The 15977-nt window shown below is 71.3% G+C and carries 14 protein-coding genes; 4 read left to right on the forward strand and 10 right to left on the reverse strand.

Annotated elements, in window-relative coordinates:
• Positions 1 to 115 precede the first annotated feature (115 nt).
• Both ACIBK5_RS26990 and ACIBK5_RS26995 read right to left on the reverse strand, forming a co-directional pair.
• On the reverse strand, positions 116 to 319 hold the full coding sequence (locus ACIBK5_RS26990; RefSeq protein ID WP_030852030.1) for a hypothetical protein: 204 nt from the start codon (positions 317 to 319) through the stop codon (positions 116 to 118).
• A 379-nt stretch (positions 320 to 698) separates the two neighbouring features.
• Complete coding sequence (locus ACIBK5_RS26995) at positions 699 to 980, reverse strand: acylphosphatase (RefSeq protein WP_328343793.1); 282 nt, start codon at positions 978 to 980, stop codon at positions 699 to 701.
• Positions 981 to 1142: 162 nt separating this feature from the next.
• Between ACIBK5_RS26995 and ACIBK5_RS27000 the strand changes: the two genes are divergently transcribed.
• Together ACIBK5_RS27000 and ACIBK5_RS27005 are read left to right on the forward strand one after the other, a co-directional pair.
• The gene (locus ACIBK5_RS27000; protein WP_399023290.1) at positions 1143 to 2291 is read left to right on the forward strand and encodes a CAP domain-containing protein; all 1149 of its coding nucleotides are present in this window, start codon (positions 1143 to 1145) and stop codon (positions 2289 to 2291) included.
• Between the two features lie 70 nt (positions 2292 to 2361).
• Complete coding sequence (locus ACIBK5_RS27005; RefSeq protein ID WP_399023292.1) at positions 2362 to 2760, forward strand: winged helix-turn-helix transcriptional regulator; 399 nt, start codon at positions 2362 to 2364, stop codon at positions 2758 to 2760.
• On the opposite strand, the gene mutM is transcribed toward ACIBK5_RS27005, so the two are convergent.
• From mutM to ACIBK5_RS27045, 8 genes are all read right to left on the reverse strand, one after another.
• Positions 2750 to 3610 carry a bifunctional DNA-formamidopyrimidine glycosylase/DNA-(apurinic or apyrimidinic site) lyase gene (gene mutM / locus ACIBK5_RS27010; protein ID WP_399023294.1) on the reverse strand — a complete coding sequence of 287 codons (861 nt, stop codon included), beginning with the start codon at positions 3608 to 3610 and terminating at the stop codon, positions 2750 to 2752. The two genes, ACIBK5_RS27005 and mutM, sit on opposite strands and share 11 nt — an antisense overlap.
• Positions 3611 to 3684: 74 nt before the next feature.
• Positions 3685 to 4476, reverse strand: coding sequence for a ribonuclease III (gene rnc / locus ACIBK5_RS27015; protein ID WP_399023296.1), 792 nt, complete (start codon positions 4474 to 4476; stop codon positions 3685 to 3687).
• Between the two features lie 19 nt (positions 4477 to 4495).
• A complete protein-coding gene (gene rpmF, locus ACIBK5_RS27020) occupies positions 4496 to 4669 on the reverse strand; it encodes a 50S ribosomal protein L32 (protein ID WP_003951102.1) in 174 nt (57 codons plus the stop codon).
• 2 nt (positions 4670 to 4671) lie between these two features.
• Positions 4672 to 5316, reverse strand: coding sequence for a YceD family protein (locus tag ACIBK5_RS27025; protein WP_382496940.1), 645 nt, complete (start codon positions 5314 to 5316; stop codon positions 4672 to 4674).
• A gap of 128 nt (positions 5317 to 5444) precedes the next feature.
• Complete coding sequence (locus ACIBK5_RS27030) at positions 5445 to 6584, reverse strand: DivIVA domain-containing protein (protein ID WP_399023299.1); 1140 nt, start codon at positions 6582 to 6584, stop codon at positions 5445 to 5447.
• A gap of 69 nt (positions 6585 to 6653) precedes the next feature.
• Entirely contained in the window at positions 6654 to 7133 is a 480-nt protein-coding gene (gene coaD / locus ACIBK5_RS27035; protein WP_053668759.1) for a pantetheine-phosphate adenylyltransferase, read from the reverse strand.
• A gap of 26 nt (positions 7134 to 7159) precedes the next feature.
• Entirely contained in the window at positions 7160 to 7747 is a 588-nt protein-coding gene (gene rsmD / locus ACIBK5_RS27040) for a 16S rRNA (guanine(966)-N(2))-methyltransferase RsmD (protein ID WP_399023300.1), read from the reverse strand.
• A gap of 85 nt (positions 7748 to 7832) precedes the next feature.
• Positions 7833 to 10979 carry a helicase-related protein gene (locus ACIBK5_RS27045; protein WP_399023302.1) on the reverse strand — a complete coding sequence of 1049 codons (3147 nt, stop codon included), beginning with the start codon at positions 10977 to 10979 and terminating at the stop codon, positions 7833 to 7835.
• Positions 10980 to 11167: 188 nt separating this feature from the next.
• Between ACIBK5_RS27045 and ACIBK5_RS27050 the strand changes: the two genes are divergently transcribed.
• Both ACIBK5_RS27050 and ACIBK5_RS27055 read left to right on the forward strand, forming a co-directional pair.
• Positions 11168 to 13006 (forward strand): HSP90 family protein, encoded by a 1839-nt coding sequence (locus ACIBK5_RS27050; protein WP_399023552.1) that lies wholly within the window; start codon positions 11168 to 11170, stop codon positions 13004 to 13006.
• Positions 13003 to 15954 (forward strand): tetratricopeptide repeat protein, encoded by a 2952-nt coding sequence (locus ACIBK5_RS27055; protein WP_399023303.1) that lies wholly within the window; start codon positions 13003 to 13005, stop codon positions 15952 to 15954. Before ACIBK5_RS27050 ends, ACIBK5_RS27055 begins: the two co-directional genes overlap by 4 nt.
• Positions 15955 to 15977 lie beyond the last annotated feature (23 nt).

Genomic DNA, 15977 nt, shown 5'->3' on the forward strand with positions numbered 1-15977 from the left:
AGGACGCGGGGGAAAGAAAGAAGGGACGCCGACGGCGTCCCTTGCACTTCTGACAACTCAGCGGTTATGACGTGCGGCCCAACCACTGCTGTGCTGTTGTGGAGCGGTGCAGTGATCAGGTGAGCGCAGGCTCCGCCTGGTGTGCGTCAACGCTCTCCATGATCCTGTCGTGAGAAGCGGCAGCCGTCAGCGCCTCGTTCTCGGCCTGGATCCGTCCGAGCTCGGATTCCAGGTCCTGGACGCGCTGCTGGAGCCGTCGCATCTCGGCGAGGAGTCGAGGGTCGGAGCCGCCGACGTAACCGAGAAGCGCCTTTGCCATGATGGATGGTCCTCCACAATGCGTGACCGACCGATGCGGTGTGGGTCGTGAGGGATTAGCACCCGCGATGCTTGGCAGGGCCTGGAGTTGTACCGCCGTTCAGCCATGCCAAACAGCTAAGGTGCGCGGGGCTTTCAGCGTCTCACCAAAAAGTTTGACGGTCAACACGATCACGCCCCGTATTGGGGGCCGACCGGGCGCGCGTGGCCTGATACGGCGGCACTGCGGCTTCTGCGGGGCCCTCGGGGCGTGGCGATCATCCTTGCGTGCCGAGCGTGCCAAGGCAAGCGATTCTTGGCAATCACCAGCCAGTTTCCGTCCCGGGCGGCCGTCGGCGGCCTGTCGCCGGGCGCCCTGAGGACCGCCCGGCGGTGCGGGATCAGCGGATGGCGAAGCCGTCGTAGCCGCCGCGAGGTGTGTCCCAGATCTCGGTGACGCCGTCCACACGGCCGGGCGTGTCGTCACTCTCGAGCCACTCCAGCAAGCCTTCACAGCCTTCGCGCGCGCCCTCCGCGACCACTTGGACGCGACCGTCGCCCAAATTGAGAGCAAAACCACTCAGGCCGCCGATCTCCAGCGCCTTGGCCCGCGTGAACCAGCGGAAACCCACACCTTGGACGCGTCCCCGCACCCAGGCGACCAGTCGCACATCCTCGCTCATGACTGCAACCTAACCGCCCAAACTCCCTCGGGCGCACTTCCTTCACTTGCGCCATGCGGTACCGTCCCCACCCAACGAATCTCATATGAAACTCACACCATCGAGTGAGTTTGGTGTTGATCTCGAGGACGAGTCGACCGCCAGGACGAGGAAGGCCAGAACATGGGACGCCACCGTCGCTCCGACGCCGGCCGCGCCGCCAATGGCAGCGCCACGGGGATCATGCAGGCCGACGGCACCGCGGAGGGCCACGATCCGCTGCACGGCACGGATGACGGCCCGACCATGGGCATCGCGCCCTATCTGAACCCGGAGGCCTACGCCGACACCTACGCCCGGAGCGAGGCCTACCTGTTCGAGACGGAGGCCCCCGCGGCGGGTGACGGGTACGCCGCCCTTCCCCGCCAGCGGACCGCCGAGACGGCTGTCTTCGCGAGCGACGGCTTCACCCCCGAGGGCGGCACCCGGCGGGCGGGCTCGCACCGCCGCCGGAAGAAGGCCGCACGGCCGATGCGCACCGGCCTGCTCGGCGTGTCCGCCGCGGTCGCCATCGGCACCGTCGCGGTGGCCACGGGCGCGGTCCCCGGCCTCGAGAACTACAAGCTCGGCGGCGACGGCGGCGCCGACAAGGTGCAGGCCGCGGACACACCGACCAACACCCCGAGCGAGCAGGGCGGAACCTCCGGCAGCGCCGACGGCCGGGGCGGCACGCCCACGAGCCGGGACGCCGAGCGCTCCCTGTCCCCGTCACCGTCGGCCTCGAAGTCGTCGGCCGCGCCGACGAAGACGCCCGAGAAGCCGGAGAAGACGCAGGAGAAGACGCCGGAGAAGAAGAAGCCGGCCGCGACCCCCAGCAAGAAGCCGGAGAACACGCCCTCCCGCACGGCCACGCAGGCGCCCGAGAAGCCCAGCGCCCCCGCCGCCCTCTCCGAGGAGTCCGCCGCCGCGGCCCAGGTGCTCAAGCTGGTGAACGAGGAGCGGGCCAAGGTGGGCTGCAGCGCGGTCGCCGCGAACAGCGCGCTGACCGAGCTGGCGCAGAACTACAGCGAGGACATGCGCGCCCGGGGCTTCTTCGACCACACGGACCCCGACGGCAAGACGCCGTGGGACCGGGCCGAGGCTGCCGGGATATCCAACCTCGGCGGGGAGAACATAGCCCGCGGCCAGGCGGACGCCGCGGCCGTGATGGACGCCTGGATGAACAGCCCCGGCCACCGCGCCAACATCCTGAACTGCGACTTCAAGACGCTGGGCGTCGGTGTCGAGCTCGGGTCGGGCGGCCCGTGGTGGACCCAGAACTTCGGCTACTAGACCCCTTCACGCACTAACCAGAAGTTAGCGCAACCTGTCGGCGAGCGCTGTGCTGGCGTATTCTTGGGGGATGACCACCACCCAGGAGTTCACGGAGGGGCTGGACGACCTTCCGTACAGCGTGTTCGCCAGGGCCTGCCCTTCGCGTGGCACGCTCGAGCACGTCACGGGCCGCTGGGGCGGGCTCGCGCTGACCGCTCTGTACGAGGGGTCGCTGCGCTTCAACGAGCTGCGCCGCCGGGTCGACGGTGTGAGCGAGAAGATGCTGTCCCAGACGCTGCACGCGCTGGAGCGCGACGGCCTGGTCCACCGGGAGGCCCAGCCGACCAACCCGCCCCGTGTGGACTACGAACTGACGCCGCTGGGACGCGGCGTGGCCGAGCGGCTGCTCGCCCTGATCCACTTCGTGGAGGGCAGCATGGACGACGTCCTGGCCGCGCGCGAGCGGTACGACTCCGCTAGGGCGTGATCCGCGGCGGCCGCTGGCACTTCGGGCAGTAGTAGCTCGACCGGTTCATCCAGGGCCGCCGGCGCATCGGCGTGCCGCAGCGCCGGCAGGGCAGGCCCTCGCGGCCGTACGCGTCGAGGGACCGGTCGAAGTAGCCCGACTCGCCGTTGACGTTGACGTAGAGGCTGTCGAAGCTGGTGCCGCCCACCGCGAGGGCGGAGTTCATCACGTCCCGCACATGGCCCAGGAGCAGCAGTGTGCGCGGACGCGTGAAGGTCGCGGTCGGGCGCTCGTAGTGGATACGGGCGCGCCACAGCGCCTCGTCCGCGTAGATGTTGCCGACGCCGCTGATCAGCGACTGGTCGAGCAGGGCCCGTTTGATCGTGGACCGCTTGCGGCGCAGCGCCTGATGGAACGCCTCCTCGTCGAAATGCTCGTCGAGCGGATCGCGGGCGATGTGCGCGATGACGTCGGGCAGGCCGTCGGGGGTGTTGTCGTGCAGCGAAAGACCGCCGAAGGTGCGCTGGTCGACGAAGCGGAGCTCGGTGTCCAGGGTGTCCGTGAAGCGGGCGCGGATGCGCAGATGCTTCTCGTCGGGAGCCGCGTGCGGCTGTACCAGCAGCTGGCCGCTCATGCCGAGGTGGGCCAGGATCGACTGGTCCGTGTCCTCCAGGGGCAGCCACAGGTACTTGCCCCGGCGGCTGGGCGTGCCGATGCGATGGCCCTTCAGCCGGTCGGCGAAGTCGGCGGCGCCGGCGAGGTGGCGGCGCACCGCACGCGGGTGCAGCACCTCGACCTCGGCGAGGGTCCGGTGGGCGACCCACCGCTCCAGGCCGCGCCGTACGACCTCGACCTCGGGCAACTCGGGCATGGGCTCCCCCGGTGTACGAGCCGAGCGCCCGCCCCGGGCAGGGGCGGGCGCTCGGGTGCGCTGTTTCTGTTCGGTCAGGCGGATGCCGGCTCGGGGCCGGCGCTCTCGTCGGCGGCCTGTTTCGCGGCCGCCTCCTTGGCGCGCTCGTCCGCCGCGGCCCGGATGGACCTCCAGGCGGACTCGGCGGCCTGCTGCTCCGCCTCCTTCTTGCTGCGGCCGGTGCCGGTGCCGTACGAGACGCCTCCGACGCGGGCGGCAGCAGTGAAGGTCTTCTCGTGGTCGGGGCCGGTCTCCGTGACCAGGTACTCGGGCACGCCGAGCCCCTCGGTCGCGGTGAGCTCCTGGAGACTGGTCTTCCAGTCCAGGCCGGCTCCGAGGTTCGAGGACTTCTCGATCAGGGGGTCGAACAGGCGGTGCACGAGCTCCGCCGCGGACTCCAGTCCCTGGTCGAGGTAGACCGCACCGATCACCGCTTCGAGGGTGTCGGCGAGGATGGACGCCTTGTCCCGGCCGCCCGTGCCCTCTTCACCGCGGCCGAGCCGGATGAAGGAGCCCAGTTCGAGCCCACGGCCCACCTCCGCCAGCGCACGCGAGTTGACCACCGCGGCCCGCAGCTTGGCCAGCTGGCCTTCGGGCAGGTCGGGGTGGGTTCGGTACAGCGTGTCCGTGACCACGAGGCCGAGGACGGAGTCCCCGAGGAACTCCAGGCGCTCGTTGGTCGGCAGACCGCCGTTCTCGTACGCGTAGGAACGGTGGGTCAGCGCACGCACCAGAAGGGCGGACTCGAGCTTGTACCCGAGCCGCCCTTCCAACAGCGTGTGGGACGAGGCCTGGTTGTCCGCAGAGTTTTTCTTCGGCGTGGACACAGTGCCTCTCACCAGCCGCTCAGACCTCGAGGACCTGGCGCTTGTTGTAGGTGCCGCAAGACGGGCACGCGATGTGCTGCTGCTTGGGCTCGTGGCAGCGCTCGCACGCAACCAGGGTGGGGACCGCAGCCTTCCACTGCGACCGGCGGTGGCGCGTGTTGCTGCGCGACATCTTCCGCTTCGGAACAGCCACGGCTACTTCTCCTGCTTCTCGTCGACGCCCGGTTCGGCGCCGCTCATCTCGTCCTTCTCGCCGTCCTTCATGGTGCCGGCGAGTCCCTGCAAAGCCGCCCAACGGATGTCGACGGCGTCGTGGTGGTGGTCCGGGTCGTCCGCCAGTCGCGCACCGCACTCGGCGCACAGACCAGGGCAGTCTTCCTGGCACACCGGCTGCATCGGCAGTGCGAGCACCACCGCATCACGCAGCACGGACTCGAGGTCGAACAAGCCGTCCTCGAGGAAGAGCCTGTCCTCGTCGTCCTCGGCGTCGTCGCCCGGTTCCGCGATCACGCGGCCCCGGTCGTCGGCGTCAGGGTACGAGAACATCTCCTGGAATTCCGCTTCGACGTCGAGCTGAAGCGGCTCCAGACACCTTACGCACTCCCCCTCGGCCCCGGCACGGGCGGTGCCTGTGACAAGCACCCCTTCCAAGACCGACTCCAGGCGGAGTTCGAGCTCCACCGGGGCGCCTTCCGGCACTCCGATGACTCCCTTGATACCGAAGTCCTTGGGAGCGTCGACCGTGCGGGTCAGGCGCTGCAGCGCACCGGGCCGCCGGCCCAGCTCGTGCGTGTCGAACACGAGGGGGTTGCGGTGGTCGAGGCGGGCGTTCAGAGCCATTCCTGCTTTCGATCTTGCGAGCTGAGAGGGTTGCCGCCCTTTGGCGTTCCGGGCAGCGTGGATCGCGGACGTACGCGCGACCGAAGAGCCAGGATACTGGACCTTTCGCTGTCGGCCCAATCCGGTGCTCAGCCGTTGCCGCGACCCTGCTCGTAGGCCCTCAACTGCTCGGCGCTGATCATGCCGGTGTCGAAGAGGCTGGTCTCGTCGAGGGCGTATCCCTGCTGGCCCTGGTGACCCTGCTGGGCTTGCTGCGCCTGCTGGACCTGGTTCGGGTCGTACGGGGCCTGCTGGGGGTCGTAGCCCTGGAAGGGGGCACCTCCCGCCGGAGCGTAGCCGGAGGTGGGGGAGTAGGGGTCGGCGTGCTGGTAGCCGTACGGGTCCTGCTGGGCGGCGTAGGCCTGCTGCTGGTAGCCGCCGTACGGGTCGGGCTGCTGCTGGACGGGGGCAGCGCCCGCCGGGGCGTAGCCGGAGGCGGGAGCGTAGGCCGGCTGCGGCTGGCCGTAGTCCTGCTGCTGGGCGGGCTGCTGCTCGGCCGGGGGCTTCTGCTCCCCCAGGGCGGCCAGGTCGGCGAGGTAGTCGGCGTCGCTGGAGTGCTGGACCGTGCTGAGGTCGTCGGCGAGGGCGCCGAGGTCGTCGCTGGCGATACGGCCGTGCAGCTTCTGCCGGCCGCGGCCGACGGCCTCCAGGGTCTTGGCGAGGACCGCCTCGAAGGAGCCGAGCTTGGCGTGGACGTACTCGTCGGCGGTACGGCGCAGGGTCTCCGGGTCGCGGCTCCGCTCCGGGGCGTCCTCGTCCTCGTAGCCCTGCTCGTCGACCCCGGGGCCGGTACCGAGCAGCTTCTCGCGGCCGCGGCCGACGGAGCCGAGGGTCTTGGTGAGGACGACCTCGAAGTTGGCGAGCTTGGAGTCGACGTAGTCGTCGGCCTCGGCGCGGACCTCCTCGGCCTCCTGGCGGGCCTCGGCGAGGATCCGGTCGGCCTCGGCCTGGGAACGGCGGGCGACCTCGGTGTCGGAGATCAGGGAGCCGCGCTCGGCGTGCGCCTGCCCGATGATGCGCTCGGCCTCCTGGCGGGCGTGCTCGACCATCTGCTCGCGGCCGCCGATCAGCTCCTGGGCCTGGGCGAGCGAGTCGGGCAGCGCCGCGCGCACCTCTTCCAGCAGCGAGAGCAGTTCGGCGCGGTTGACCACGCACGAGGCCGACATGGGCATGGACCGGGCGCCGGAGACCGCGGAGACGATCTCGTCGAGCTTCTTCTGCACGTCCACGGTGTGCTCGCCACTCTCTACGGATGCGTTGGAGACGGACGGGACGACTGTAGTCCCCTCAGTGGTCCATCAGTCCTTGCGCAGGCGCTCGTTGAGGACTTCGAGGACCTCCGCCGGGACCAGGTGGGAGACGTCCCCGCCCCAGGTCGCGACTTCCTTGACCAGGGAGGACGACAGGAAGCTGTAGGTGGGGTTGGTGGGGATGAAGAGGGTCTCCACACCCGAGAGGCCGTTGTTCATCTGGGCCATCTGGAGCTCGTAGTCGAAGTCGCTGACCGCGCGCAGGCCCTTGACGATGGCGGGGATGTCGCGCTGCTTGCAGAAGTCGACGAGCAGGCCGTGGAAGGCCTCGACGCGGACATTGCCGTACTCGGCGGTGACCCGGCGGATCAGGTCGATCCGCTCCTCGATCTCGAACAGGCCCTTCTTGGCCTGGTTGATCATCACCGCGACATAGACCTCGTCGTACAGCCTGGAGGCGCGGGAAATGATGTCGAGGTGTCCGTTGGTGATCGGGTCGAACGACCCGGGACAGACGGCGCGGCGCACTTGTGTTCCCTCGCTCTCCGGTCCGGTCATCGTGCGTCTTCGCACGTAGAGGCGGCGCGACCGTACCAAAACGTTCCCTCGCCGTAGCGACGGGCCCGGAGGGCTTCGAAACCCTCGGGCCACCGGAATTCACCGCCTCTGGTGCTGCGCTCCACGGTGACGAGGGCTTCTTCGGCGAGCCAGCCCTCGGTGCGGAGTGTGAGCAGGATCTCGCGAAGATCGTCGTCCGTGACGGCGTACGGGGGGTCGAGGAAGACGAGGTCGTACGGTTCGCCGGAGGGCGGCGTACGGATGATCTGTTCCGCTTTGCCCGATCTGACTTCGGCGCCGGGGAGTCCGAGGTTCTTCACGTTGTCGCGGACCGTGCGGGTCGCTCGCGCGTCGGCCTCTACGAGGAGGGTGTGGCCCGCGCCTCGGGAGAGGGCCTCCAGGCCGACCGCGCCTGATCCCGCGTAGAGGTCGAGGACGCGTTCGCCTTCCAGGGGGCCGCCGAGGAGGGACTGCCAGGTGGAGAAGAGGCCTTCGCGTGCGCGGTCGGAGGTGGGGCGGGTGCCGGTGCCGGGGGGTACGGCGAGTCGACGTCCGCCGGCTGTGCCGGCGATCACGCGCGTCATCTGTGGTCCTTGGTCGTGGGCGGCTTCGGGTTCATTGTGGCTGGTCGCGCAGTTCCCCGCGCCCCTGAAAGAGGGTTGGTCCCCCTCACCCCTTCTCCAGGTACTGCTCCCGTTCCTCATCCAGTAGGGCGTCCAGAGCCGTTCGCAGTGCCGGGAGGTGGGTCAATTCCGGGTCGGTGGCCACTACCGCCGTCGCCTCCTCCCTCGCCTCCGCGATGATCTCCTCGTCCTCGATGACGGCGAGGACCTTCAGGGATGTCCTGGCGCCCGACTGGGCCTGGCCGAGGACGTCGCCCTCGCGGCGTTGTTCCAGGTCGATGCGGGAGAGTTCGAAGCCGTCGAGGGTGGCGGCGACGGCGTTCAGGCGCTGGCGGGCCGCGCTCGCCTCGGGCATCTCGCTGACCAGGAGGCACAGGCCGGGCGCCGAGCCACGGCCGACGCGGCCGCGCAGCTGGTGGAGCTGGGAGACGCCGAAGCGGTCGGCGTCCATGATCACCATCACGGTGGCGTTGGGGACGTTGACGCCGACCTCGATGACCGTGGTGGCGACCAGGACGTCGGTCTCCCCCGCGGCGAAGCGGCGCATGACCGCGTCCTTGTCGTCGGGCTGCATACGGCCGTGCAGGACCTCCACCTTGATGCCCTTCAGCGGGCCCTTGGAGAGCTGGTCCGCCACGTCGAGGACGGCGAGGGGCGGGCGCTTCTCGGCGGCGTCCTCCGGGGACTCGGGGGACTTCTTCTTGCCGGACTTCCTGGGGTCGTCCTCCTCGTCGCCGATGCGGGGGCAGACGACGTACGCCTGATGGCCGTTCGAGACCTCCTCGCGGACCCGTTCCCACGCCCGGGCGAGGAAGTGGGGCTTGTCGGAGGCCGGGACGACATGGCTGGCGATCGGCGAGCGGCCGGCCGGGAGCTGGTCGAGGACGGAGGTCTCCAGGTCGCCGAAGACCGTCATGGCCACTGTGCGCGGGATGGGCGTGGCGGTCATGACCAGGAGGTGAGGGGGCTGTTTGCCCTTGCCGCGCAGGGCGTCGCGCTGCTCGACGCCGAAGCGGTGCTGTTCGTCGACCACGACCAGGCCCAGGTCGTGGAACCGCACCTTGTCCTCGATCAGCGCGTGCGTGCCGATGACGATGCCGGCCTCGCCGGTGGTGAGGTCGAGCAGGGCGTGCCGGCGGGCGGCCGCGCCCATGGACCCGGTGAGCAGCACCACCTTGGTGGCCTGCTCGGCCCCGCCCAGCATGCCGCCCTCGGCCAGTTCGCCCATCATCTCGGTGATGGAGCGGTGGTGCTGCTGGGCGAGGACTTCGGTCGGCGCGAGCATGGCGGCCTGCCCGCCGGCGTCGACCACGGCGAGCATGGCGCGCAGGGCCACCATGGTGTTGTGGGTGACGGTGAAGTTGTCGGTGACGTAGGCACGGCTCGGGTGGGCGACGCTGATGCACTGGACGGGCTTGCGGCCCACATACTCGACTGCCCGGATACCGCGCCGGAACGTGTTGTACTTCGGCCTCGGGCGCACGCGTTCGGCTTTGCGGGTGAGCCTGAACGGGGCGTACTCGTCCGGCAAGGACACCGAGACGTTGTATGCGGCCTTCTTCGAGAGAACCCGCGCCCGACCGCCCAGCGACCGCACGAGCCAGGCGACGTCCTCCGCGAGCCGGCGCGAATCCGAGCAGAAGGAGACGCCCAAGCCGTCGGTATGCACGGTGCCATCTGTGTCCAGAAGCCCTTGGAGCAGGGCGAGGCGGTTCTTGACCGAGGTGTTCTTGAAGTCGCCCGGGACGAACTTTCCGTGGGAGGGCGCTCCCCAGAGGCCCAGGTCACGCAGGGCCTGGATCACGGGGTTACGTACCTCGTCGTCCATGGTGGAGAGCCGGAGATTGTGCCGGAACGAGCCGTCTCCCAGCAGCAGACCGAAGAGGTACGGATCGAGGGGTGGTCCGGAATCGCCGCCGAGATCGACCGGCCTCGCCACAGGGATGTACCACTTCGAGGACCCGTTGGCCTTGAACGTGTCCGCGCGGATCTCCCGCGTCGTCATGACCTTGGGCGCCTGGCCCCGGTGCCGGCCACCGCTCGTGCCGACGATCCAGAGGTGCTCGTCATCGCACTCCACGGAGCTTCCGTCGGACAGGATCAGGCGCCACACGTCGCGCTCCCCCTGCGGGAAGACCCCGTCGACCAGCGCGATGTCCCCGTCCGGCACCACCACTTCCTCCCCGACCCGGAGATCGCCCATGCGGCGGAAGCCCATGGGCGTGAGCACCAGCGAGTCGAGAGGCTGGGCCTTGCCCGAACCGACCTCCCCCTGGAGCAGCCGGTGCATCGGGTGGTCGGTGGCCAGGTCGTCGAAGATCTCTCTGGAGACGCGCTGCTGGCCGTCGGTGAGGGTGAAGGGGAGGCGGGCGTCGAAGGAGGAGAGGAGGCCGTCGGGGGTGGGCCTGCGGGGAACCGCCGGGAGTTGGGCGTCCGCGTGGCGGCGACGGGCCAGGGCTACCTGGAGGACGAAGGCCTCGTCCCACTTGAGGCGGGCGCGGGCGTCCTCGATGTCCGCCTTGGTGTGCGGGCGGTGGATCTTCAGCAGGGCCTCGGGGAGGGGGACCAGGCCGCGGCCCTGGCGCAGGGAGTCCGGCAGCGGGTCGACTGCCTCCTGGGCCGTGGGCAGGACCGTCTGGAGCGCCTTGCCGATCTTCCAGGACTCCAGCTTGGCGGTGGCAGGGTAGATCGGGATCAGCGCGCCGGCCCAGGTCTCGACGGACTCGTCGGTGTCGTCGGGGTTGCCGCGCAGCAACTCGTAGGCGGGATGGGCGAGTTGGAGGCGGCGGTTGAAGACGGAGACCTTGCCAGCGAACATCGCGCGGGTGCCCGGCAGGAGTTCCTTGTGGGGCTTGTGAACACCGGCGCCGAAGAAGACCAGTTGGAGGCGGCCGCTGCCGTCCGTGATGGTGACCTCCAGGCGCTGGCCCTTGCCGCGCGGGGCCTTGGCGGAGGCGAAGGTGTGCAGGCGGGCGTCGGCGACCTGGGCGACCACCGTGACGTGCTCGTCCATGGGGAGCTCGGCGAGGTGGGTGAGCTGGCCGCGCTCCTCGTATCTGCGCGGGTAGTGATGGAGGAGGTCTCCGACGGTGAGCAGGCCGAGGTGCTCGGCCATCACCTTCGCGGTGGCGGGGCCGAGCACCGACTTCAGCGGTTGTTGCAGCGGTTCTTCCAGTGCGGGCACGAGATCCATTGCACACCACACCACTGACATTGCCGTAGAGGCCGCGGCGGACGTTGCCGTATACGTCCCGGAAATCCCTGGTCAGACGGCTGGTTCGGGCCTTAGGATGGCGCGCTCCCGGCCCTTCTTCGCGGTCACCGCCCCACCGGGACCGCCCGACCCCGCGCCGTCGCGAGTCCCCCATCGGCGCCGTGATGATGGATTCCGAGACCTCACAGGCTTCCCAGGCACCCCGTTCGCCCCAGTCACCTCATACGTTCCAGGTCGACCTGCGTGGTCTGGTGGACCTGCTCTCCCACCACCTCTACTCCAGTCCCAAGGTGTATCTGCGCGAGCTGCTGCAGAACGCGGTGGACGCCATCACGGCCAGACGCACGGACGAGCCCGACGCCCCGGCCCGGGTGCGGCTGTACGCGGAGGGCGGCGCGCTGCGTGTCGAGGACACCGGCGTGGGGCTCACCGAGGCGGACGTGCACAGCCTCCTCGCAACGATCGGGCGCAGTTCCAAGCGTGCCGAGGGTCTTCAGGAGGCCCGCTCCGACTTCCTGGGGCAGTTCGGCATCGGGCTCCTGGCCTGTTTCGTCGTGGCCGAGCGGATCCGGGTGGTCAGCCGCAGCGCCCGTACGCCCGGGGCGCCGCCCGTGGAGTGGACGGCCCGGGACGACGGTTCGTACACCGTGCGGACGCTGCCGGACGCCGAGCGGCCCGAACCGGGCACGACCGTGCACCTGGTGGCCCGGGCGGGAGCGGCGGAGTGGCTCACGCCCGAGCGGGTCGCGGCCCTGGCACGGGACTTCGGATCGCTGCTGCCGTACGACGTGCGGGTGGGCGACGAGGCGGTCACCGACCTCCCGGCGCCCTGGGACCGCTCGTATCCGAGCCCGGCGGGCCGCCGCGTCGCCCTCGCCCGGCACTGCCACGACCTGTTCGGCTTCACCCCGCTGGACACGATCGACCTGGCCGTGCCGCTGGCCGGCATCCGCGGGGTGGCGTATGTGCTGCCGTCGGCGGTCAGCCCGGCCCAGCGCGCGGGTCATCGCGTGCATCTCAAGGGCATGCTGCTGACCGAGCGGGCCGAGCAGCTCCTGCCCGACTGGGCGTTCTTCGTGCGCTGCGTACTGGACACGGACAGCCTGCGGCCGACGGCCTCGCGCGAGTCGCTGTACGAGGACGAGACCCTGGCCGCCGTACGGGAGGCGCTCGGCGAGCGGATCCGCGCGTGGCTGACGGGCCTGGCGGCCGGTGATCCGGAACGGCTGGGGGTGTTCCTGTCCGTGCACCACCTGGGGGTGAAGTCGCTGGCCCGGCACGACCGGGAGATGCTGCGCACGATGCTGCCGTGGCTGCCCTTCGAGACGACCGACGGGCGGCTGTCCCTGGAGGAGTTCGCGCAGCGGCACCCGGTGGTGCACTTCACGCGGACCGTCGAGGAGTACCGGCAGGTCGCGCCGATCGCGTCCGCGCAGGGCATCGGCGTGATCAACGGCGGTTACACGTACGACAGCGAGCTGGTGGAGGCGCTGCCGTCGGTGCGGCCGGGGACGGTCGTCGCCGAGCTGGACGCGGACACCGTGACCGCCCATCTGGACGCCGTCGACCCGGCCGAGGAGCTGGCCCTCTCGGACTTCCTGGCGGCGGCCCGGGCCCGGCTCGACCAGCTGGGCTGCGATGTGGTGCTGCGCGCCTTCCACCCGCTCTCGGTGCCCGCGCTGCACCTCGACGACCGGGACGCCCGGCACGAACAGGCCCGGGCCGACGCCGAGGCGCAGGCCGACGACCTGTGGGCGGGCATCCTCGGCTCCCTGCGCGGCAGCGCTCCCCGCGCGCGTCTGGTGCTCAACCACCTCAATCCGCTGGTCCGGCGGATCAGCGCGCTGCGCGACCCCGAGCTGATCGGCACGGCGACGGAGTCGCTGTACGGGCAGGCCCTGCTGATGGCGCAGCGGCCGCTGAGGCCCGCCGACTCGGCGCTGCTCAACCGCGCGTTCCTCGGTCTCCTGGAATGGGCCACGCACAGCGAGGAGGGTCAGGCATGAGTGAGATCACCGACTTCGACGCGCTGCGCCGGGCGATGGCGGAGAACTCCGAGGAGCCGGAGGGGCCCGCCCGCAATGCGCGCGCGGAGGAACTGCTGACGGCGGCCGAGAAGCTGAGCGTCCCACTCGCCGTGATCGAGGCGCTCGGGCACCAGCTGAAGGTCTACAACTACAGCTCCGAGAAGGGGAAGATGTTCGTCCCCTTCGCCCGCCTGCTGCGCCTGTGGGACGAACACCCCGAGGACTTCGACGCGTACGAGACCCACTCGCTGCACTGGGTCTTCAAGTGGGTGTCGTCCGGCATGCTCGACCAGCCGCACATCCCGCTCGCGTCGATCGAGAAGTGGCTCGGTGAGATGGAGCACCGCTACCGGCTCGCCGGGCACTCCGAGCGGGCCGTGCGCAGCGCCGAGCACAGTGTGGCCGCGCATGTCGGGGACATCGCGCGGGCCGAGCGGGCGTACGCCGCCTGGCTGGCCGCCGACCGGGACAGCATGGCCGACTGCCACGCCTGCGAGCTGCACGGGCAGGGCTGGTGGCAGGCGGAGCGGGGCCGGGACGCGGAGGCCGTGGAACTGTGGCGGCCGGTGCTGGAGGGCGAGTACGCCTGCGCCCACGAGCCGCACACGGCCCTCGCCTCCTCCCTGGTGCCGCTGCTGCGGCTGGGCCGCCTGGACGAGGCACGCGCGCACCATCTGCGGGGCTTCCGGCTCGTACGGGCCATGGAGAGCATGCGCGGCGCGTACGCGGAGCACGTGGAGTTCTGCGCGCTGACCGGCAACGAGGCGCGCGGCCTGGAGCTGCTCGCGGAGCGGCCCGCGTACTTCACGGACGAGGGGCAGCCGCAGAGCAAGCTGGACTTCATGAGCGTGGTGGCCCTGCTCATGGACCGGCTGACCGGACTCGGGCTCGGCGACCGGCAGGTGCCGGGCCCGGCCGGCCGGGAGTGGACGGCCCGGGAACTGGCCACGCACGCGCGTGCGGAGACCCTCGCCCTGGCGACGCGCTTCGACGAGCGCAACGGCACGGCATACGTCAGCGAGCGGGCACGCGCGCGTATGGCGCGGGAACCCCTGGTGGAGCGGCTGCCGCTGGGGGTGCGGTCGGTGCGGACGGTCCCTCCGCCGGCTCCCCCGGCCGTGTCGACCGCGGTCACCGGGCAGCCGGATCCGCCCGCCCTGCTGGCCGAGGCACGGCGGCTGTCGGACACTCTGCGGCCGGGCGCCGTGGAGGCCTGGGCGGCGGTCGCCGGGGCCGCGGAGGGCGTCGAGCTGGACCCGCGCGACCGGGCCGAGATCGCGGACCACGAGGCCATGGGCCTCGGCCCCGGGGGTGCCGAGCTCTTCGAGCGGGCGGCCGGACTGTACGCGGAGGCGGGCGATCCGGGCGAGGCCCTGGCGGCACGCACGCGTGCGGCGTACGTACGCGCTCTCGGGGGTGAGGTGGCCGACGCGGTCACGGCCGTGGCCGGCCCGTACGACGAGATCCTCGCGCTGTACGCCGCCGGCGGCACGGGCCTGCGCCAGACGGCGTCCGTCGTGATGGGACGGGCCCGGATCCTGATGCGCCGGGCGCACGCGGCCGAGGGTCCCGGGACGGAGGCGGTGCTCGCGGAGGCCGAAGCCGCCGTCCGCGAACTCCTCGCGCTCGTCGACGGGCGGACCGGGGAGGACGTACGGCTGGCGGCGCGGGAAGCCGAGGCGCAGGCGATGCTCGCCGAGCTGTCGGGACTGGCCGGGGATCTGGAGTCGGCCGCAGAGCTGTTCGCACGGGGCGCGGCGGCGTTCGTCGCGGCGGGGCTGCCCTGGTACGCGGTGGAGTACGAGGCCCGGCTGGCGTCCCTGGCCCACCACCTCGGCGACATGGCGGAGGCGGAACGGGCGCTGCGGGCGGCCCTGGAGCACGGCGGGGCACAGCTGGAGGCGCCGGGGAGGGCCCAGCTGCACCTCCAGCTCGCCGAGGTGACCGGCGGCCGGGGCGAGGCCGTGGAGGCCGCGGAGCACGCCCTGCAGGCCGCGCACTGGGCCGACGAGGCGGGCGAGAGCGCGACGCTGGGTGCCTGGGCACGGCAGCAGCTCGGCGGCTTCCTGCTGCGGCAGGAGCGGTGGGCCGAGGCCGCCGAGGTGCTGGAGTCGGCGCTGCCCGATCTGACCGCCGAGACGCACGGCGACGGGGCGGTCGTGCAGGCGCGGTGGTGGCTCGGCGACTGCCTGAGCGAACTCGGCGAGCACCGCGCGGCGGCCGAACGGCGGCTGCAGGCAGCCGAGATCGCCCGGCACTGGCCCGAGCAGCAGGACCACGCCACCCTCGCCCATCTGGCCGGTGAGTCGCTCGGGCAGGCCGGGCTGGCCACCGAGGCGGACCGGGCCTACACCCGCGCGGGCGACCTGTGGCGCGAACTCGGCAACACCCATGGGCTGGTCCGCTCCCAGCGCGCCCGCGCCTGGCTGGCGTTGCAGGCGCCGGACGGGCTGAGCGAGGCACGGGGCCTGATGGCGAGCGCGGTCCGGGCCTGCGAGACGGCACGGGACGAGGCCGCCGACGAGGAGTCCCGGCTCCCGCTCACGGCCGAACTCGGCCACACCCACCGGCAGTTCGGCGACCTGCTGGCCCGTTCCGTCGCCGAAGGCGCCGAAGGCCTCGAAGGCGCTTCGGCGCGGGCCGTGTTCGAGGAGGCCCTGTCCCAAGTGATCCGGTCGGTAGAGGTGTTCTCGGCGCTCGGGGACGGCGCCCTGCACAGCCGCACCGGCGCCGAGCTGGCCGCGGGCTGGCTGGAGGCCGACCTGGGCCGCTCGGCCGAGGCCGTGGCACGCGCGCGTGCGGTGCTGGCGGCGTACGAGGGACACGACGACTCCGACGACACGGGAGCCGGCGAGGGCCAGGAGGTGCGGGCCCGGCGGGCGGAGGCCGGGCACATGCTCCAGTCCGTGGCGGAGCGGCAGGGGTGAGTCCCGGGCCTGCTCCACACCGG

The sequence above is a fragment of the Streptomyces sp. NPDC050546 genome, assembly GCF_044457425.1.
Lineage (GTDB): Bacteria > Actinomycetota > Actinomycetes > Streptomycetales > Streptomycetaceae > Streptomyces.